Annotated in this window: 12 protein-coding genes; 9 read left to right on the forward strand and 3 right to left on the reverse strand. The window is 62.3% G+C overall.

What is annotated here, in order from left to right:
* The first annotated feature begins 7 nt into the window (after positions 1-7).
* The 7 genes from cysT (at position 8) to HGR_RS17915 (ending at position 8,877) form a co-directional block, all read left to right on the forward strand.
* The gene (gene cysT, locus HGR_RS00545) at positions 8-907 is read left to right on the forward strand and encodes a sulfate ABC transporter permease subunit CysT (protein ID WP_039851821.1); all 900 of its coding nucleotides are present in this window, start codon (positions 8-10) and stop codon (positions 905-907) included.
* A gap of 4 nt (positions 908-911) precedes the next feature.
* Positions 912-1,868 (forward strand): sulfate ABC transporter permease subunit CysW, encoded by a 957-nt coding sequence (gene cysW / locus HGR_RS00550; protein ID WP_039851823.1) that lies wholly within the window; start codon positions 912-914, stop codon positions 1,866-1,868.
* 15 nt (positions 1,869-1,883) lie between these two features.
* Positions 1,884-3,002 carry a sulfate/molybdate ABC transporter ATP-binding protein gene (locus HGR_RS00555; RefSeq protein WP_006296082.1) on the forward strand — a complete coding sequence of 373 codons (1,119 nt, stop codon included), beginning with the start codon at positions 1,884-1,886 and terminating at the stop codon, positions 3,000-3,002.
* Positions 2,983-3,498: a disulfide bond formation protein B gene (locus HGR_RS00560; RefSeq protein ID WP_039851849.1), complete on the forward strand. Its 516-nt coding sequence runs from the start codon at positions 2,983-2,985 to the stop codon at positions 3,496-3,498. The genes HGR_RS00555 and HGR_RS00560 overlap by 20 nt, the downstream gene beginning before the upstream one ends.
* Before the next feature lie 215 nt (positions 3,499-3,713).
* Complete coding sequence (locus HGR_RS00565) at positions 3,714-5,354, forward strand: methyl-accepting chemotaxis protein (RefSeq protein WP_006296084.1); 1,641 nt, start codon at positions 3,714-3,716, stop codon at positions 5,352-5,354.
* Positions 5,355-5,475: 121 nt separating this feature from the next.
* Complete coding sequence (locus tag HGR_RS00570; RefSeq protein WP_006296085.1) at positions 5,476-7,125, forward strand: HD family phosphohydrolase; 1,650 nt, start codon at positions 5,476-5,478, stop codon at positions 7,123-7,125.
* A gap of 168 nt (positions 7,126-7,293) precedes the next feature.
* The gene (locus HGR_RS17915) at positions 7,294-8,877 is read left to right on the forward strand and encodes a methyl-accepting chemotaxis protein (RefSeq protein WP_006296086.1); all 1,584 of its coding nucleotides are present in this window, start codon (positions 7,294-7,296) and stop codon (positions 8,875-8,877) included.
* Between the two features lie 91 nt (positions 8,878-8,968).
* Here HGR_RS17915 and argA read toward each other — a convergent pair whose 3' ends face one another.
* Positions 8,969-10,318 carry an amino-acid N-acetyltransferase gene (gene argA / locus HGR_RS00580; protein WP_006296087.1) on the reverse strand — a complete coding sequence of 450 codons (1,350 nt, stop codon included), beginning with the start codon at positions 10,316-10,318 and terminating at the stop codon, positions 8,969-8,971.
* Positions 10,319-10,353: 35 nt separating this feature from the next.
* Here argA and hrpA point away from each other — a divergent pair, with 35 nt between their 5' ends.
* On the forward strand, positions 10,354-14,439 hold the full coding sequence (hrpA, locus tag HGR_RS00585) for an ATP-dependent RNA helicase HrpA (protein WP_406564747.1): 4,086 nt from the start codon (positions 10,354-10,356) through the stop codon (positions 14,437-14,439).
* A 603-nt stretch (positions 14,440-15,042) separates the two neighbouring features.
* The gene (locus tag HGR_RS00590) at positions 15,043-17,013 is read left to right on the forward strand and encodes an EAL domain-containing protein (RefSeq protein WP_006296090.1); all 1,971 of its coding nucleotides are present in this window, start codon (positions 15,043-15,045) and stop codon (positions 17,011-17,013) included.
* A 79-nt stretch (positions 17,014-17,092) separates the two neighbouring features.
* Here the strand turns inward: HGR_RS00590 and HGR_RS00595 are convergent, their stop codons facing one another.
* Both HGR_RS00595 and HGR_RS00600 read right to left on the reverse strand, forming a co-directional pair.
* Positions 17,093-18,274: a pyridoxal phosphate-dependent aminotransferase gene (locus HGR_RS00595; protein ID WP_039851826.1), complete on the reverse strand. Its 1,182-nt coding sequence runs from the start codon at positions 18,272-18,274 to the stop codon at positions 17,093-17,095.
* A gap of 136 nt (positions 18,275-18,410) precedes the next feature.
* Entirely contained in the window at positions 18,411-19,394 is a 984-nt protein-coding gene (locus tag HGR_RS00600; RefSeq protein ID WP_006296092.1) for a CysB family HTH-type transcriptional regulator, read from the reverse strand.
* Positions 19,395-19,450 lie beyond the last annotated feature (56 nt).

The following is a 19,450-nucleotide window of genomic DNA, read 5'->3' on the forward strand; positions in this document are numbered from 1 at the left end:
GCACTGAATGACTGCGCTTGCTGTTCCCGCTGCCGAGCCGAACGGGCGCCCGGCAGTTGTTTCGCGCCGAAAGGCGCGGCGTGTCCTACCTGGTTTCAATTTGACGCTGGGCTACACGCTTCTTTACCTGAGCCTGATCGTCCTGATTCCGCTGTCCGCCTTGTTCTTCAAGTCATTCACGATGACTTGGGATCAGTTCTGGACCGCAGTGGCCTCGCCACGCGTGCTGGCCTCCTACCGATTGACTTTCGGGGCGTCGTTGATTGCCGCCCTGGTCAACCTGGTGTTCGGCCTGCTGGTGGCCTGGGTGCTGGTGCGTTACAAGTTCCCCGGCAAAAAGATCGTGGATGCCCTGGTGGATCTGCCATTCGCCTTGCCGACCGCCGTGGCGGGTATTTCCTTGACGGCCTTGCTGGCCGGCAACGGCTGGATCGGCCAGTACTTTGAGCCTGATGGGATTCTTGGTTTTCTGGGCATCAAGCTGGCCTACAACCCCACCGGGGTGGTGATTGCCTTGATTTTCATCGGTCTGCCGTTCGTGGTGCGCACGGTGCAACCTGTGCTGGAAGACACCGAGAAGGAGTTGGAAGAGGCTGCTACCTGTCTGGGTGCGACTCGCTGGCAGACCTTCCGCTACGTGATCCTGCCCAGCATCCTGCCGGCATTGTTGACGGGTTTCGCGATGGCCTTCGCGCGGGCGGTGGGTGAATACGGGTCCGTGATCTTCATCGCGGGGAACATGCCCATGATTTCCGAGATCACGCCGCTGATCATCATCTCTAAGCTGGAGCAGTACGACTACGCCGGCGCGACCGCCGTGGCTTTGGTGATGCTGCTCATTTCCTTCGTGATGCTGTTGGTCATCAACGGCCTGCAAGCTTGGCAGCGCAAGCGTTCTGGAGCCTGATGCGATGACGAAGTCGATTTCATCTTCTCCGAGTAATTCCGCTGCCTTGGACGTGCGCAAGAAGCGCGTTCTGACCACCGAGACGCCGCTCGTGCGCTGGACGTTGACCTTGGTAGCCCTAGGTTTCATCGCACTTTTCCTGGTGTTGCCGCTGGTGGCGGTCGCGACGGAGGCCTTGCGCAAGGGCTGGGACGCCTACTTTGCGGCCCTGTTGGAGCCGGATGCTTGGTCAGCCATCAAACTCACGCTCATTGCCGCGGGTATCGCCGTGCCCCTGAATCTGGTGTTTGGCGTCGCCGCGGCTTGGGCCATCGCCAAGTACGAATTCCGTGGCAAGGCCTTTCTCACCACCTTGGTGGATTTGCCATTCTCGGTGTCACCCGTGGTGTCGGGCCTGATCTACGTGCTACTTTTTGGCGCGCAAGGCTGGCTGGGGCCCTGGCTGGCCGAGCATGACATCAAGATCATCTTCGCGGTGCCGGGCATCGTGCTGGCCACGGTTTTCGTGACCTTCCCCTTCATCGCGAGGGAGTTGATTCCGCTCATGCAGGCGCAAGGCAACGACGAAGAACAGGCGGCCATCGTGCTGGGTGCGAATGGCTGGCAGACCTTCTGGCATGTGACACTGCCCAACATCAAGTGGGGCTTGTTGTACGGCGTGATTCTCTGCAACGCGCGCGCGATGGGGGAGTTCGGCGCAGTGTCGGTGGTGTCGGGTCACATCCGTGGTCAGACCAACACGATCCCGCTGCATGTGGAGATTCTCTATAACGAGTACCAATCTGCGGCTGCCTTTGCCGTGGCCTCCCTTTTGGCCGTGCTGGCTGTGGTGACCTTGGTTCTCAAGACCTTTGCCGAGTGGAAGCACGAGCGAGACCGCGCGGCCGCGGACAACGCTCCGCCCGAGAATCCCGGCACGGCCGCCGCCAATTCCTTACCGGCAGCCTCTTCAGCCGCCTGAGAAAGCAGTTTTCCCATGAGCATTGAAATCCGCAAGGTCAACAAACATTTTGGCGACTTCCGTGCCTTGCACGATGTCGATCTGGACATCGCCTCGGGCGAGCTGCTCGCCTTGCTCGGCCCCTCGGGTTGCGGAAAGACGACGCTGCTGCGCATCATCGCGGGTCTGGAGACTGCGGACAGCGGCAGCATCTTTTTTTCCGGCGAGGACACCACGGACAAGCATGTGCGTGATCGTCACATCGGCTTTGTCTTTCAGCATTACGCCTTGTTCCGACACATGACCGTGGCCGACAACGTGGCGTTTGGCCTGCGCATGAAGCCCCGTGCCGAACGCCCCAGCGAAAAGCAGATCAAGGCGAAGGTCATGGATCTGCTCAAGCTGGTGCAGCTGGATTGGCTGGCCGATCGTTATCCGTCCCAGCTGTCGGGTGGACAGCGTCAGCGCATCGCGCTTGCGCGGGCCCTGGCCGTGGAGCCCAAGGTGCTGCTGCTGGACGAACCCTTTGGAGCGCTGGACGCGAAGGTGCGCAAGGAATTGCGCCGCTGGCTACGCCGTTTGCACGACGAACTGCACGTGACCAGCATTTTCGTCACGCATGACCAGGAAGAAGCGCTCGAAGTGGCCGACCGCGTGGTGTTGATGAACCGGGGTGTCGTGGAGCAGGTGGGGTCCCCGCAAGATGTCTGGGAGCACCCCGCAAGTCCTTTCGTGTACGGTTTCCTTGGGGATGTGAATCTCTTCCACGGACGTGCCCATGAGGGCACGCTGCACCTGGACGGCATTTCCAGCGACATCACGATTGCCGCACCTGAGCATGTCGATGCGCGAGATGCCCAGGCGTTCGCTTACGTGCGCCCTCACGAATTCGATGTACGCCGCTGGTCCAGCGGTGCGCCGGGCATCGCGGCGCGCTTGTCACGCGCCATCGTGGTCGGACCGATTGCCCGCCTGGAACTTTTGCCCGAGGAAAGCACTCCATCCCTGCGGCAAGCGGTGATCGAAGTGCAAATCCCTGCATCACAATACCGCGAGCTTGGACTGACGGAGGGTGAGTTGCTGGCGGTGACGCCGCGCAAAGCCCGCGTCTTCGTGGAAGGAAAACCGGATCTTGCTGCCTCGACAACTACTTGACATTCTGACGGCGCTGCGGCGCATTCTTTTTCTGATTTCCCTGGCCTGCTTGGGGCTCTTGGCCTTCGGGCTCTACTTGCAACACGTTGTGGGACTTGAGCCTTGCCCGATGTGCATCGTTCAGCGATACGCGCTGGTGTTGGTGGCCATCTTCGCGGGCGCAACCGCCCTGTTCAAGGGCCGATCCTGGCATGTGACGGGTGCGCTTTTGGTGTTGCTGTTCTCCGCATTCGGAGCTTTTGTCGCCGCGCGCCAGAGCTGGCTTCAATGGCATCCGCCGGAGATCCTCAGTTGTGGCCGCGATTTCTACGGAATGATCGAAGCCTTTCCTCTCCAGCGTGTCGTGCCGATGATCTTTCGCGGGTCTGGTGACTGCGCCGCCATCGATTGGACCTTCCTGGGCCTGAGCATTGCGAATTGGTCTTTCGTCTGCTTCTTGCTCATCACCCTGGCAACCCTGCTCGCAGTGATACGCCCCAAAACAATGCGCGCATAACAAGCTGCTACACCCGTTGCTTGCGATCAGCCGCTCGAGTTCAACGCGAGCGGCTTTTCCTTTTGGTGCCCCGGGAAAATACCACTCATCGCGTTTGCCGGCTGTTCGCGCCTCTTGTTACAGTGTGCGAAACGTAGAAAAAGAAGCGCTACTCGCACATACCCCTTACCTGGTAAGGGTTCAGTAAGGTCTGAATGCCGTTGAGGAGTTTCCCCGTGTTTCGATTCGCCACCATGAGCTTGGGTAAACGCCTGGGTTCCTTGATCGTCAGCGCCATCCTGGGTTTGATCCTCTTATTGACCTTTTCCATGGTGTCCGAACGCAGCCTGTTGCTGCAAGAGCGCAAAGATGCCGTTCGGCAAGCGACCGAGGTGGCGTATGGTCTGATGGCGCATTTCCACGATCAGGCCGTTAAGGGCCAGATGTCGATGGATGAAGCCAAGCAGCGCGCCTTGTCGGCGGTCAAGGCCTTGCGCTACAGCGGCTCGGAGTACTTCTGGATCAATGACATGCATCCCAGGATGGTGATGCACCCCATTCGCCCGGAACTGGATGGCAAGGACCTGACCGAGAACAAAGACCCGAACGGCAAGCATCTCTTTGTGGAGATGGTCAAAGTCGTCAAGGCTCAGGGCGCGGGGGACGTGGACTATATGTGGCCGAAGCCAGGGCACTCGACACCGGTTCAGAAGGTCTCTCACGTGAAGGGCTTCGAACCTTGGGGGTGGATGGTTGGCTCGGGGGTCTATATCGACACGGTGGATGAGTCCATCCGGCAGCGGGTGATTCAATCTAGCCTAGGCGCACTGGTCTTGGCTCTACTGATGCTTGGTTTCGGTTTGCTGATCGTCCGTAGCATCGTCCGGCAGCTTGGCGGCGAGCCCGCCGAAGTCAGCCAGATCATGCACAGCATGTCGCAGGGCGACTTGAGCGTGGATGTCCGATTGAAGCCGGGCGATCAGCAAAGCCTCATGCACGGCATCAAGGCCTTGCGTGATGCCATGGCGGCCACCGTTGATCGTGTGCGCCGTGGCAGTGAAACCGTGTCGGCCACGAGTGCGGAGATCGCGCAAGGCAACCAGGACTTGAGCTCTCGCACCGAGAGCCAAGCCAGTGCCCTGGAGCAGACGGCGGCGTCGATGGAAGAACTGGGTAGCACGGTGAAGCAGAATGCAGCGAATGCCATGCAGGCCAATCAGCTCGCTCAAAGCGCGAGCAGTGTGGCGATTCAAGGTGGCGAGGTTGTGACCGAGGTCGTTAAGACCATGAAGGGAATCAGTGAATCCTCCCGCAAGATCGTCGACATCATCAACGTGATCGATGGCATCGCCTTCCAGACGAACATCCTGGCCTTGAACGCTGCGGTTGAGGCCGCTCGGGCGGGCGAGCAGGGACGAGGCTTCGCCGTGGTGGCCAGCGAAGTTCGCACATTGGCTGGCCGTAGCGCCGCCGCAGCCAAGGAGATCAAGACGCTGATCACCGCCAGTGTGGAGCAGGTGGGACAAGGCGCCGCCTTGGTGGACCGTGCAGGCAACACCATGGAGCAGGTGGTGAGCAGCATCAGGCTGGTGTCCGACATCGTCGCCGAGATCAGCACGGCAAGCAGCGAGCAGAGTTCGGGCGTGATCCAAGTCGGCGAGGCTGTGACCAATATGGACCAGGCCACTCAGCAGAACGCGGCCCTGGTGGAACAATTGGCAGCAGCGACCAGCAATCTTCGTGCGCAGGCGGAAGCGCTGGTGTCCGCTGTTGCCGTGTTTCAGCTGGCTCCGGGCATGCATGCCGCGAGCCCATATGCGGGTGACCGGCCGCTTGCCATCGGGCAACTTGCCCCGGCGCTGGCGCTTCCCCGTTGAATTTCTCTCCGGGGCGCGACTGTTACCGTGTTTCAGGTAGGCAGCACGAGTGTTCTAAGATAGTCTCTCGCCTTGCTTTTCCTCGGCCTGTTTGCCGAGGATTGTTACAAAAAGCGCGATCATGAACACGGAAACCTCTGCCAATTTCACGACCGATCTGCTGCGTCGCCTCGAGCAGCTCAACACCATCGGCACGGCGCTTTCGCGCGAGCATGACACCACCCGTCTGCTGGAAAGCATCTTGCTTGCCGCCAAGGAAATCACCAATGCCGATGGTGGGACCCTCTACCGCGTGACCGACGATGAGCGCGCCTTGCGCTTTGAGATCATGCGAACCGACTCGCTCAACATTGCTATGGGCGGCACGACGGGCAAGAAAATCGAACTGCCCTTGGTGCAGTTGTTCGATGCTGAGGGGCGGCTCAATGATCGAGCCGTGGCGGCTTATGCCGCCAACCATGAAAGCACGGTGAACATTCCGGACGCCTACGACAACACCAAATTCGACTTCACCGGAACACGTTCCTTCGACCAGCGCACGGGCTATCGCTCGCAATCCATGCTGGCCGTGCCCATGAAGAACCACGAGGATCGGGTGATCGGTGTGCTTCAGCTGCTGAACGCCCGAAAGCCTGGCAGTGCGGAAGTCACGGCCTTCCTGCCCGCGGACCAAAGCTTGGTCGAATCGCTGGCCTCGCAGGCGGCCATCGCTCTGACCAACCGCCAACTGATCGCGCAGCTCGAGGAGCTGTTCGAGGCCCTGATCACCATGATCAACGAGGCCATTGACGAGAAATCGGAGTACACGGGCGGGCATTGCCAGCGCGTGCCTGAATTGACCATGCTGTTGGCCGATGCGGCCGCGGCCACGACCGCCGGGCCCTTGGCCGAGTTCTCGATGAACGACAAGGATCGCTACGAACTGAAGATCGCCGGCCTATTGCACGACTGCGGCAAGATCACGACGCCCGTGCATGTCGTGGACAAAGCCACCAAGCTGGAAACCATCTACGATCGCATCGGACTGGTGGACACCCGTTTCGAGGTGCTCAAGCGGGATGCCGAAATCGCGGCGTTGCGCGAGCAGCTGGCCTTGCGACCGCAGGTTGACGCAGGGGCCGAAGCCCGGGTCGGCGAGAAGTTGATTGAGAAGCTGAACCACCTGGATGCCGACCGCGACTTCCTGCGCAGGGCCAACAAGGGCGGGGAGGCCATGCGGGAAGACGACATTCAACGTGTGCGTCACATGGCCACGCACTACCGCTGGCGCGCGCCGGGGGACCTCGCTGGGCAGGACAGCGACTTCCTAAGCACCAACGAGGTCGAGAACCTCACCATTGCGCGTGGTACGTTGACGCACCCTGAGCGCGAAATTATCAACCACCACATCGTCGCCACGATCAATATGCTGGAGCAATTGCCCTGGCCGCGGCACCTGCGCAACGTGCCGGAGTACGCGGGTGGTCACCACGAGCGCATGGATGGCAAGGGTTACCCCAAGGGGCTCACGCGCGAGCAAATGTCGGTGCAGGCGCGTGTGATGGGCATCGCCGATATCTTCGAAGCTCTGACCGCCAGCGATCGCCCTTACAAGCCGCCGATGAAACTCTCTCAGGCCTTGTCCATCATGGCGAACATGAAGAAGGGGGGGCACATCGATCCCGATCTGTTCGAGATTTTCGTGCGCGAGCAGGTCTATCTGCGGTACGCCGAGCGCTTCCTAGCGCCCGAGCAGATTGACGAAGTCAATCAGGCAGCCGTTTTAGCCTGACAAAAGCCGGATCCGCGCTGATCCGTGCAGCGCCTTCACAGCGGCCAAAGCTTGAATTCATAATGAATCCAAGGGCATCCCCTCGGGGGGATGTTCCGGGTTCGGGGTGCAGCTCCATCGCCGAGCCTCGAAAGAATTCCGGCTTGCATCAACCGCGCGAGGTGCATCATGCAGATCAGGGTTCGGCTGCCGTTCACGATTGCGGCGCTCATTGTCTCCCTGCTGGGGGCCAGTTTTCTCGGAATCTACCGACTGAATCAATCCTTGCAGGTCTATGACGTTCAGGTGGCGCAGGTCCATCAGCATGAGCGCTTGGTCATGGGCATGCTGGTCAGCTTCAAGACCCAGGTGCAGGAGTGGAAGAACGTGCTGTTGCGCGGCACGGAGCCCCAACTGCTGGACCGTCATTGGACTGGCTTTGAAAAGACCGAGCAGGAGGTCGGCGCTGCGGGACGCACGCTGACCGGCACCTTGCCCGCAGGGGAGGCGCGTCGACTGGTGGAGCAGTTCCTGGCGGAACACCGCAAGATGGGGGAAGGCTATCGCCGAGGTCTCGAGGCTTACAAAACCTCGGGCTTTCTGGCTCCCGTGGGTGACAAATCCGTCAGTGGCATGGACAGAGCGCCCGCCCGCCTTCTGGATGAAGCCGCGCAGCAGATCGCCAAAGACGCGCAGGCGTTGGCCCTCGCGGCGCATGAGCAGGGGCGCCAAGCGGTGATGATCAGTCTGTCCATCATGCTGATCGTTTGCCTGGTCAGCGTGGTCTTGTCGATCTGGCTGACGCGCTCACTGATCCGCCCCATTCGCGAAGCGGTCGCCCATACCGAGGAAATCGCCCGTGGCAATCTGGGGCAGGAAATTCATGCGTCGGGCCGGGATGAGCTTGCGGATCTCTTGCGCTCACTCAACACCATGCGTACTGCCTTGATTGACGTGGTGACCAAGGTACGCCATAGCTCCGATTCCGTGTCCATGGCCAGCACCGAGATTGCTCAGGGCAATCAGGATTTGTCGGCCCGCACCGAACGCCAAGCCAGCGCATTGCAGCAGACTGCCGCCTCGATGGAGGAGTTGTCGTCGACCGTTCGGCAAAACGCCGACAACGCCCAGCAAGCCGACCAGCTCGCGCGCGACGCCAGCAGCGTCGCCGAGCACGGGGGCGAAGCCGTGGGGCAAGTGGTTCACACGATGAAAGGCATCAACGACAGCTCGCACCAAATTTCTGAAATCATTGGCGTCATCGACGGCATCGCTTTTCAGACCAATATCCTGGCCTTGAACGCCGCCGTGGAAGCCGCGCGAGCTGGCGAACAAGGGCGTGGTTTCGCGGTGGTCGCCGGCGAGGTGCGCGCGCTCGCCCAGCGTTCGGCCGACGCGGCCAAGCAGATCAAAACCCTGATTGGCGTCAGCGTGCAGCGTGTTCAACAAGGCAGCGTGCAGGCCGACCAAGCGGGTGGAACCATGGGAGAGGTCGTTGCCAGCATCCGGCGTGTTACCGCCATCATGGGAGAGATCAGCGCGGCGAGCAGCGAGCAGAGTTCAGGCGTCTCGCAGATCGGTGATGCCGTGGTTCAGATGGACCAGGCCACCCAGCAAAATGCGGCCTTGGTGGAGCAGATGGCGGCCGCAGCCAGCAGTCTGCGCATGCAGGCTCAGGAACTCGTTCAGGCTGTGGCTGTCTTCCGCTTGGCTCATGCCGGCGCTGGAGAGCGGCAAGAGCTAACTCAGCCGCTGGCGCTGATGGCCGCCTGAAGCAGTACTCAATCTGAACTGAATCAATCGCGCAGCGGCGCCCGACCACGCGACACCTCCAGCCACGGTCGGATGACCGTAATGCGTCACTTCAGGTCAGCTTCTTCACCAAGACCTGGCTGCGGCGGTCCCAGTTGTAGAGTCGGCGTCGGGCCTCGGGCAGCCAGTCTGGATCAACCTGCTGGAAGCCACGCTTGATGAACCAGTGCATGGTGCGCGTGGTGAGCACGAAGATGCTCTTGAGCCCCATGGCTCGGGCTCGCTGTTCGACGCGCTTGAGCACTTTTTCCCCATCGCCCTGGCCCTGGGATTCGCTGGAGACCGTCAAGGCCGCCATCTCGGCCGTGTGCGCCTCGGGGTAGGGATAGAGGGCTGCGCAGGCGAAGATCACCCCATCGTGTTCGATGATGGTGTAGTTGCCGATGTCGCGCTCGATCTCCGTGCGGCTGCGCTTGACCAGCGTCCCGTCCTTTTCATACGGTTCGATCAGGCGCAGGATGCCGCCCACATCATCCGCCGTGGCTTCGCGCAGTTCCTCCAGCTTCTCGTCCACGATCATGGTGCCGATGCCGTCGTGCACGTAGATCTCCAGCAGCAGGGAGCCATCGACCGCGTAGGGAATGATGTGGCTGCGTTCCACGCCGCCCTTGCAGGCGCGAATGCAATGCTGCAGGTAGAAGGCGGCGTCGCTGGGTTGTTCCGGCGGCGGCAATTCGGCCAGCAGTTTTTCAGCGGCGGCCAGGGGCAGCTCGGTGTCGATGGGGTTGTCTTCAGACTCCGGTTCGTTCGGTCGCAGGCGCAGGCCCGGAATCTCGGTGATGAAGATCAGCTTGTCGGCGTGCAAGGCCGTGGCCACCGAAGTTGCCACGTCCTCCATGGTCAGGTTGAAAGCCTCGCCCGTCGGTGAAAAACCGAAGGGCGAGAGCAGGGCCACGGCCCCCATGTCCAGGGTGTGCTGGATGGCGGCGACGTCGACCTTACGCACCAAGCCCGAACTCTGGAAATCCACGCCGTCCACGATGCCGACCGGCCGCGCGGTGATGAAATTGCCCGATAGCACACGCACCGTGGCGCCTGCCATCGGCGTGTTGGGCAAGCCTTGGCTGAAAGCGGCCTCAATCTGGTAGCGCAGCTGGCCCGCGGCCTCCTGCGCGCAATCCAGCGCGACTTCGTCCGTGATGCGCATGCCGCGGGAATACAGCGCGGCATGGCCCTTGGCCTTGAGTTGATCGTTCACCTGGGGGCGAAAGCCGTGCACCAGCACGATCTTCACGCCCATGCTCTGAATCAGGGCCAAGTCCTGAGCCAGGTTCGGCAATTTGCCCGCCGCGATGGCCTCGCCGCAAACGCCCACGACAAAGGTCTGGTTGCGGAATTTATGGATGTAGGGCGCGACCGAACGGAACCAGGGCACGAAGGTGAAGTTGAAGACGGCTGACATGCGTGGGCGCGAGGAAGAATGGACGGTGGAACGGCGTGCGGGCAGGGATAATCGCGGATTCTCCACGAAGTTTTCCCTTGAGTTCCTCCACGCTGAAAATCGAGTTTCCCGAGTCGCTGCCGGTGTCGGCCAAACGCGACGAGATCGCCGCCGCACTGCAGGCCCACCAGGTCATCATCGTCTGTGGCGAGACGGGCTCGGGCAAGACCACGCAACTGCCCAAGATCGCGCTGAGCCTTGGGCGCGGCAAGCTCAACTACCCTGCCGGCCAGCGCGGGCGGCTGATCGGCCATACCCAGCCGCGCCGCATCGCGGCATCCAGCGTGGCCAAACGCATTGCGGAGGAGCTGCAGACGCCGCTGGGCGAGGTGGTGGGCTACAAGGTGCGCTTCAACGACCGACTGGGCAAGGACGCCTCGGTCAAGCTGATGACGGACGGCATCTTGCTGGCGGAAACCCAGACCGATCCGCTGCTGAATGCTTACGACACCCTGATCATCGACGAGGCCCACGAACGCTCGCTCAACATCGATTTCCTGCTGGGCTACCTGCGGCAGATCCTGCCGCGCAGGCCCGACCTCAAGGTGATCGTGACGTCGGCCACGATCGATGCGGACCGGTTTGCAAGGCACTTTGCCTCGGCACCGAAAAACCGTTCGACCCCGGGTCGTTCAAGGTCGGGGGACCTCCCTGCGAGGGCCGGCGAAACTCATGAAGAGGGTGAAAGTTCGGCTCCCGTTCCTGCTCCGATCATCTATGTGTCCGGTCGGACCTATCCCGTAGAGATGCGCTACCGGCCCTTCGAGGAGTCGCGTGAATTTGACGTGAACGACGCGATCACCGATGCGGTGGACGAACTGTGGCAAGGCCACGCGGCTGGCGACATCCTCGTCTTCTTTCCCGGCGAGCGCGAGATTCGCGAAGCGGCGGACCACCTGCGCAAGCACCTGAGCCACGACCCCATCAAGCGCAGCGCCGAGGTGCTGCCGCTGTTCGCCCGGCTCAGCCAAGCCGAGCAGGATAAGGTGTTCGATGGCCACACGGGGCGCCGCATCGTGCTGGCCACCAACGTGGCCGAGACCTCGCTCACCGTGCCTGGCATACGTTACGTCATCGACACCGGCACGGCACGCGTCAAGCGCTACAGTTTCAGGAGCAAGGTCGAGCAGCTGCTGGTCGAGCCCGTCAGCCAAGCGGCCGCCAACCAGCGCGCTGGCCGTTGCGGACGGGTGGCCAACGGCATCTGCATCCGTCTCTATGACGAGCAGGACTTCAACGGTCGCGAGCGTTTCACAACGCCCGAGATCCTGCGGTCTTCGCTGGCGGGGGTCATCCTGCGCATGAAGTCCCTGCATCTGGGCTCGGTGGAGGATTTTCCCTTCCTTGAGGCGCCATCGGGCCGCGCCATTGCCGATGGCTACCAGTTGCTCGCTGAGTTGGGGGCAGTGGACGAGGCGAACGAACTCACGCCTTTGGGCCGCGAGCTGGCCAAGCTGCCGCTGGACCCGCGCGTCGGTCGCATGATTCTGGAAGCGCGGGACCGCCAGGCGCTGGAGGAGGTGCTGGTGATTGCCAGCGCCCTCAGCGTGCAGGACGTGCGCGACCGACCGTTGGAAGCGCAAGCCCAGGCCGACCAGGCGCACGCCAAGTTCGACGATGACAAGAGCGAATTCACCGGCTACCTCAAGCTCTGGAAATGGCTGCACGAGGCGCGCGGTGGCAAGCCGGACGTCGGACCGGCGGGTGCCGTGGCCGAACACAAGCTCAGCAACCGACAGTACGAGGCGCTGCTGCGCCAAAACTTCGTGAATGTGCGCCGCGTGCGCGAGTGGCGCGATATCCACAGCCAGTTGCTGACGGTGGTGACCGAGCATCAATGGCGTCTGAATCAGTCGGCCGCGACCTACGAGCAGATCCACCTGTCCATGCTGGCCGGTCTGCTGGGCAACGTGGGGTGCAAGCACGAGACGGAGGACATCTACCTCGGCGCGCGTGGCGTCAAGTTCCATCGCCATCCTGGCGCGCACCTTTCCAAGAAGCCAGGTCGCTGGATTGTCTGTGCCGAGCTGGTCGAGACCACCCGGCTCTTTGGCCGCGGCATCGCCGCCATCGAGCCGCAGTGGCTAGAGCAGGTCGCGGGGCACTTGCTCAAGAAGCAGTTGCTTGATCCGCATTGGGAAAAGAAAGCCGCGGAAGTGGTCGCGCTGGAGCGTGCGACGCTGTATGGCCTGCTCATCTACAGCGGGCGGCGCGTCAATTTCGGGCGGGTCGATCCCGTGGCTGCACGCGAAGTCTTCATCCGCGAGGCGCTGGTCGCCGGCGAATGGGATGCCCAGCTGCCATTCTTGGCCGCCAACCGCAGGCTCATCCGCGAGGTGGAGGAGCTGGAGCACAAATCCCGACGGCAGGACGTGCTGGTGGACGAAGAGCTGATCTACGCCTTCTACGACCAGCATCTGCCGGCCGACATTTGCAGCGGTTTCGAGTGCGAGCGCTGGTACCGTGAAGCAAGCCGCAACCAACCCGACCTGCTGCGCCTGAGCCGCGAGGAGTTGATGCGCCACGAGGCGGCGGGGGTCACCAGCAGCGCCTTTCCCAAGACCTTGCGCCTGGGGGGCGTGGATTGCGCGGCCAGTTACCTGCACGAGCCCGGAGACCTGCGCGACGGGCTGACGGTCACGGTGCCGCTGTTCGTGCTGAACCAAGTCAGCGAAGAACGTTGCGAGTGGCTGGCGCCAGGCATGCTCAGGGAGAAGATCCAAGCCTTGCTCAAGAGCCTGCCGCAGAAGCCGCGCAGCCGCTTCGTGCCCTTGCCCGAGTCGGCCGCCCGCCTGGCCGAGGAACTGGGGCAGCCAGAGAACTTTGGACGAGGCAGCCTCACCGATGCCCTGCTCAAACGGGTGCGCGACTTGACCAGCCTGGATGTGAAGCGCGCGGATTTCAAGCTCGACATGCTCAGCCCCCACTTGTTCATGAACCTGCGGGTCGTGGACGAGCATGGCCGTCAATTGGGCCAGGGCCGCAACCTCGGCGCCCTCAAGGCCGAACTGGGCGCGCAGGCCCGCGGCGCCTTCCAGGCGCTGGCGGCGCTCAAGGTGGCGGCATCGGCTCCGATGGCGTCGGATGCCCCGGCGCAACGCGCTGGGTCGAGTGTTGGACCGGGGCAGGCCGCCGCGGGCAAGGGGCTTGAGCCAGGCCAGGCTCCTGCTTCAAGCAAGAACACCACCCGCTTGCCTCGGGCCGCGGCATCCAGCAGCCCTGCGGCCGACGCGGCCCAGCGTTATCTGGCCTGGACGTTTGGCGAGTTGCCTGAGCTGATGGAAATCAGAAAAGGCGGGCAGACGCTGATCGGCTTCCCGGCCTTGGTGGACGTGAGCGACGCCGTGATGCTCGAGGTGTTCGATGAACCCGAGGTGGCCGCCGCCAAGCACCGCGCGGGGCTGCGGCGCCTCTTTGCCCTGCAAATCCGCGACGCACTCAAGTACCTGGAGAAGAACATCCCGGATTTGCAGAAGATGGCCGTGGCTTATCTGTCGTTGGGCACGTTGGAGGAACTGCGTGCGCAGATCTTGGATGTCGCGCTGGACCGCGCCTTTCTGCTGGAGCCCTTGCCGGCGAACGAGGTCGAGTTCAAGCGTCGCTTGGACGAAGGGCGCGGCCGCTTGACCTTGATCGCCAACGAGGTGGCGCGCCTGGCCGCGACCATTTTGAGCGAGTACGCGGTCGCGTTGCGCAAGATCAAGGACAACAAGAATGCGACCGATGTGGTTGCGGACTGTACGCAGCAACTGCAGCGCCTCTTACCCAAACGCTTTCTGGCGGGCACCCCCTGGCCAGCCCTGCAGCACTACGCGCGCTACCTCAAGGCCATCACCTTGCGGCTGGACAAATGGCGCGCCGACCCCGCCCGGGACGCAGCGCGCCTGGCCGAGCTCAAGCCCCAGGAGCAGCGCTACCTGCGCTTGTTGGCTGAGCGCAAGGGCGCGAGCGACGCGCGCTTGGAGGAACTGCGCTGGCTGCTCGAGGAGTTGCGCGTGAGTTTCTTCGCGCAGGAGCTGCGCACGCCACAGCCCGTCAGCATCAAGCGCATCGAGAAGGTGTGGCAGCAATTGAACGGTTAGGCTGAAGGGCCAGGCTGAAGAGTCTGGGCTGAACCTTCGACGCTGAATGTTCGAGGCGGTCGCGCATCTTCGAGAGTACGATCAGCTTGAGCCTGACGATGCGCCACGTCGCGCAACATCATCTGCCGCTTCATGGCTTTCCCTAGCTGACCATCTTTGCACTCAAGTCGAGCCACCGAAGGACGATGAGACAGAGTGGGGCCGTTGGGTGCATCTCTCTGTCGTCGTGCAATCCGTTCGTGATGATGGATTTCCACCACAGCTTGTTCATGTCCGGCCGAAATGGCGCGGATCATGAAGGAGAATGACAACGTTGTTGAGGAATGTCAGGACAGGAGGCTGGTAACAGCGCAGGAAGTGATCAAGACCGGAGTGTCGGACTCCACCACGGTTGAAAGAGTCATTAGGGAATGTGAAAGTTGAAGGGAAAGAGAGAGCGCCAGCAGAGCGCTTCCCTTCAAGCGCCCGACGAGGCGTGCAGAGGAGTCCATTTTGTCAGCAGAGGGTGATACGCCTGTGGCGGCGGCTTGGGGCGTTTCAGAGGTTGAGCGCAGACAGGCCAGTCGACTTTATGGCGCGGCGTGGGCAGACGCCTTGCAGAGCATGCGGCCGGTTTTGCAGGACCAGCTTCAGGTCATTGTTGAAAAACTGTTCCGCAGTCTCGCGGAGATTCCGTCGATCAGTGATCTGATTCTGACCATGGCGCCGCCGGAGCAGACGCAGTTCAAGGCACGCATGCGCGAATACCTGCTGACCTTGACGGCCCCAAACCTGGATGCGGAGAAGCATCGCGAGCTCGCGGGGCGCCTGGGATTGCAGCATGCGGTCATGGGCGTGGCCCGGGACGATCTGACCCTGGGCTCGGAAATTCTGCTTGCCCTGGTGCGTGATCACGTCGGAGGCGTGCAACACGGCCGTGCCCTCGCTGCGCTGGGTCAGCGGTTGATGCGTGACTTGTCCTTGCAGATGCAGGTCTATCAGGACGTGCAGATCCAGCGGCACAAGCTGACGCAGGAACTGACCCAGCTGGTTTGGCAGGTGGAGAGTTACACCGACCTGATAGACCGCATGACGCAGCGTCTGTCTGAACATGGGGAAATCGCCGCTTGTTCTTTTGGTCGGCTAGACAACCGAGGACTGTTCCGTTTCGAGGCCGTGTCGGGACAGGCCAATGATTTCCTTGTGCGATTCGAGCAGCTCGCGGGAGGTTCGCTGAGCGAGGTCAGCGAGGACCCGACCGCACGTGCTTGGCGCACCCGGGAGGTCCAGCGCTGCATCAATTTCGCCACCGACCCCGCCACCGAGCGCTGGCGTGGCCTGATGCGTGAGCGAGGGTATCGCTCCAGCGTGGCCATCCCGGTGGGACCCAGCGATGGACCGCCTTTCTTCGTGCTGACGCTTTTTTGCACCTTGCCAGGCGGCTTCAGTTCGACGCATCAGCAATCCTTCATCGAGCAACTGCAGACCTTGCTCGTGTTCGCCTTGATGTCCATTGAAGGTCGACATGGACCCGCGCGTGTCGTGCCGTATGCGACCCGCCAGCATTGGGCAAGCCTGCTGCGCACCGACGCACTCGAAATGCACTACCAACCCCTGCTGGATCTTCAGACCGGCAAGGTCACCAAGGTGGAAGCTTTGGCGCGCTTGCGCGAAGATGGCCGTTTGTTAGGGCCCGGTGAGTTTTTCGCGGCCTTGCTGCCGAGTGATTTTGTGGAACTTTACGCGCGCGGACTGCGCGAGGTGCTATGCCAACGCCGGCGGTGGCGGGACGCGGGTCTGGATCTGTCGGTGTCCTTGAACTTGCCGTCCAGTGCCTTGGTCGATCCCCGCTACTTCGACGTCACGCAAAGCATCCTGCTCGAGCAAGGTTGCGAGCCCGAGATGCTCACGCTGGAACTGCTCGAGACCGGCGCCATCGGCTATGGCGCCGACGCCGTGGGGGTGTTCCACAAATTCAAATCCTTGGGCGTGAAGCTGGCCGAGGACGACCTCGGGGCGGGCTACAGCGGCCTGGCGCGTTTGCGCGAAATGCCCTTTGACCTGATCAAGATCGACCGCAGCATCGTGCAGAACCTCGAGCGCGATACCTTCGACGTGCTGCGCTTCATCTACCAGCTCACGCGGCTCGGGCACGCCTTGGGCAAGCGCGTCGCGCTGGAGGGGGTGGAGGATCCTGGCCTGCTGGCGGCGGTACGCATCCTCGGGGTGGATGCCGTTCAAGGCTACGCGGTCGCCCAACCCATGCCGGGAGAAGCTTTGCTGCCTTGGCTGCAATCATTCCAAGCCAATTCGGTCGCGCCGTGCCCCCGCTCCAATAGCGTGCTGGCCAGATTGGCGCGACTGCTGGTCTGGGAGGAACGTCTGCATCTGCACTTGGAGCATGCCCAGACTTTGGGCGCGGACTCGGAGGAGGAGGCCACCGTCTCCAGTCCGCCATTGCCCACCTTGCTGGGCGAACGCGGGCGGGTGCATGCGGATCAGGCCGTGGCGGTGGCCCGTTTGCATGGCATGCTGAGCGTTCAGTACCAGCATGCGCGCCAGGGACTGATTCTGGCCATCAGCGCCAGCGACTGAGTCAGTCCACGTGTGTGCCCGCGCCCCTGCAAGGGCGCGGCGTCCTCCATTGCGCGCTGCTTGCCCGCGCGAGCGAGCCTCAGAGCCTGCTCAGGCGCTCCAGTGCCAGCTGGAGCGTCTCGTCCTTCTTGGCGTAGCAGAAACGGATGACTTTCTGGTCGTGGCCGTTGCCGTAAAAGGCCGACAGCGGGATGGCTGCGACGCCAATTTCGGCGGTGAGCCACAGGCAGAAATCTGCCTCGCTCAGGTTTCGCTCGGGCACCGACAGCTGGGAGATGTCGACACACTGGAAGTAGCTGCCCTCGCTGGGCAAGAGCCGAAACTTGGTTTTTGCCAAGCCCGCGCGGAACAGGTCGCGCTTGCGCTGGTAGAACGCGGGCAGAGTCAGGTAGGGCTGCGGGTCGGCCATATAGGTGGCCAGGCCGTGTTGCACCGGCGTGTTGACGGTGAAGACATTGAACTGGTGCACCTTGCGGAACTCCGCCATCAGCGACGCAGGCGCCGCCACATAGGCCACCTTCCAGCCCGTGACGTGATAAGTCTTGCCGAAACTGCTGACGATGAAGGAGCGTGCGGCGAGACCTGGGTACCGGGCCACGCTTTCATGCTGCTGGCCGTCGTAGACCATGTGCTCATACACCTCGTCGGCGATGACCAGCACGTTGGTGGGCGCGAGCAGTGCTTGCAGCTTCTCCATGTGCGCGCGCGACCAAACCGTCGCACTCGGATTGTGCGGCGTGTTGATGATGATGGCGCGGGTCTTGGGCGTGAGGGCCGCGGCAATGCGGTCGAAGTCGGGTTGGAACGAACCCGGCTCGCTGGATGAACCCAAAGGCACGCGCACCACGACGCCGCCAGCCAGTTCGATGTTGGGCACGTAGCTGTCGTAGCAAGGCTCCAACACGATCACCTCGTCGCCCGGATGCACCACCGCCAGGATGGCCGTGAGGATGGCCTGAGTCGCGCCCGCGGTGATGGTGATTTCGCTGTTGGCGTCGTAGGCGTGGCCGTACAGCGCCGCGATCTTGGCCGCCACGGCCTGGCGCAGGGCGGGCACGCCGGTCATCAGCGGGTATTGGTTCAGCCCCTTGCGCATGGCATCGGCCACTGCGTCAACCAGGCGCGGATCGCCTTCGAAATCCGGGAAGCCTTGCCCGAGGTTCACCGCGTTTTTCTCCGCCGCCAGCGCGGACATCACCGTGAAGATGGTCGTGCCCACCTTGGGTAGGCGACTCTGAAGAGACGGCGTCGTTGTATTCATAGGAAGGTTATCAAGGTGTGATCGATGTCTTGACCCGTGCTCACTTGGAACCGACTCTGTCGGGCCACCGAGAGCGTCCCTCGCCACCAAAGTTTGTGGCGTTCAGGGGAAGGCGCACCGCGCCTGAGGGGGCCATCTACAACTCATACTCCGTGTGCTCACCGCGCATCACGCGTTGCACCAGGTCGCGAGGCAGGCGAGCGCTTAAGAGCTCGGCGAATTCATAGACGAAATTGCGCAGGTATGCCCCGCGCTTGAAGGCCACGCGGGTGACGTTGTGCCCAAACAGATGGCCCAGAGGTCGCACGACCAATTCGCCAGTATCTCCGTGCGCGTCGGTGGGCGCTTCACGGTGGGTGAGTGAGGGCCGGTCGCGCACCGCCATCTCGGCCACCAGGCCCAGACCCATGCCCAGCTTGACGTAGGTGGTGATGACGTCCGAATCAATCGCCTCCAGCACGATTTGAGGGTTCAGCTTGCGTTGGGCGAAGGCCGTGTCAATGCGGGTTCGGCCCGTGAAGGTCGGGTGGTAGGTGATGAGGGGCACGGCAGCCAGGTCTTCCAGATGCAGGCGCTCTTTGCTGGCCAGGGGATGCTGGGCGGGAAGCACCAGCACGTGTTCCCACTCGTAGCAGGGCAGGGTGACCAGTTCATCGTAGTCGGCCAGGGATTCGGTGGCGATGCCGATCTCCGCCACTTCGTCGATCAACATGCGAGCGACCTGGTCCGGGTTGCCTTGGTGGAGCGATAGCTTGACCTGGGGCCAGGCCGAGCGGAGCTTGGCCACGGGTGCGGGCAGCACATAGCGCGCCTGCGTGTGGGTGGTGGCGATGGAGAGGGTGCCGCTGTCCTGGGCGCTGTACTGCTCGCCGATCCGCTTGAGGTTGCCCACCTCCCGCATGATGACCTCGATGCTGCGCAGCACTTGCTCGCCGGGCTCCGTGACGCGTTTGAGGCGTTTGCCGTGCCGAGCGAAGATGTCGATGCCCAGCTCTTCCTCCAACTCGAGGATGGCCTTGGACACCCCGGGTTGCGAGGTGTGCAGGGCTTTGGCCGCCTCAGTCAGGTTGAGCTGGCGCCGCACCGCTTCTTGCACAAAGCGAAATTGATGCAGGTTCATGGCGTAAAGAAGCTAAAGAATAACTTCATTATGCCTTTAATTCTTTATGACTTCCT

The organism is Hylemonella gracilis ATCC 19624 (assembly GCF_000211835.1).
Classification (GTDB): Bacteria; Pseudomonadota; Gammaproteobacteria; order Burkholderiales; family Burkholderiaceae_C; genus Hylemonella; species Hylemonella gracilis.

Coding starts and splice junctions, on each gene's coding strand:
- cysT (WP_039851821.1), top strand. CDS start 8: ATGACTGCGCTTGCTGTTCCCGCTGCCGAGCCGAACGGGCGCCCGGCA.
- cysW (WP_039851823.1), top strand. CDS start 912: ATGACGAAGTCGATTTCATCTTCTCCGAGTAATTCCGCTGCCTTGGAC.
- HGR_RS00555 (WP_006296082.1), top strand. CDS start 1,884: ATGAGCATTGAAATCCGCAAGGTCAACAAACATTTTGGCGACTTCCGT.
- HGR_RS00570 (WP_006296085.1), top strand. CDS start 5,476: ATGAACACGGAAACCTCTGCCAATTTCACGACCGATCTGCTGCGTCGC.
- HGR_RS17915 (WP_006296086.1), top strand. CDS start 7,294: ATGCAGATCAGGGTTCGGCTGCCGTTCACGATTGCGGCGCTCATTGTC.
- argA (WP_006296087.1), bottom strand. CDS start 10,318: ATGTCAGCCGTCTTCAACTTCACCTTCGTGCCCTGGTTCCGTTCGGTC.
- HGR_RS00590 (WP_006296090.1), top strand. CDS start 15,043: ATGCGGCCGGTTTTGCAGGACCAGCTTCAGGTCATTGTTGAAAAACTG.
- HGR_RS00595 (WP_039851826.1), bottom strand. CDS start 18,274: ATGAATACAACGACGCCGTCTCTTCAGAGTCGCCTACCCAAGGTGGGC.
- HGR_RS00600 (WP_006296092.1), bottom strand. CDS start 19,394: ATGAACCTGCATCAATTTCGCTTTGTGCAAGAAGCGGTGCGGCGCCAG.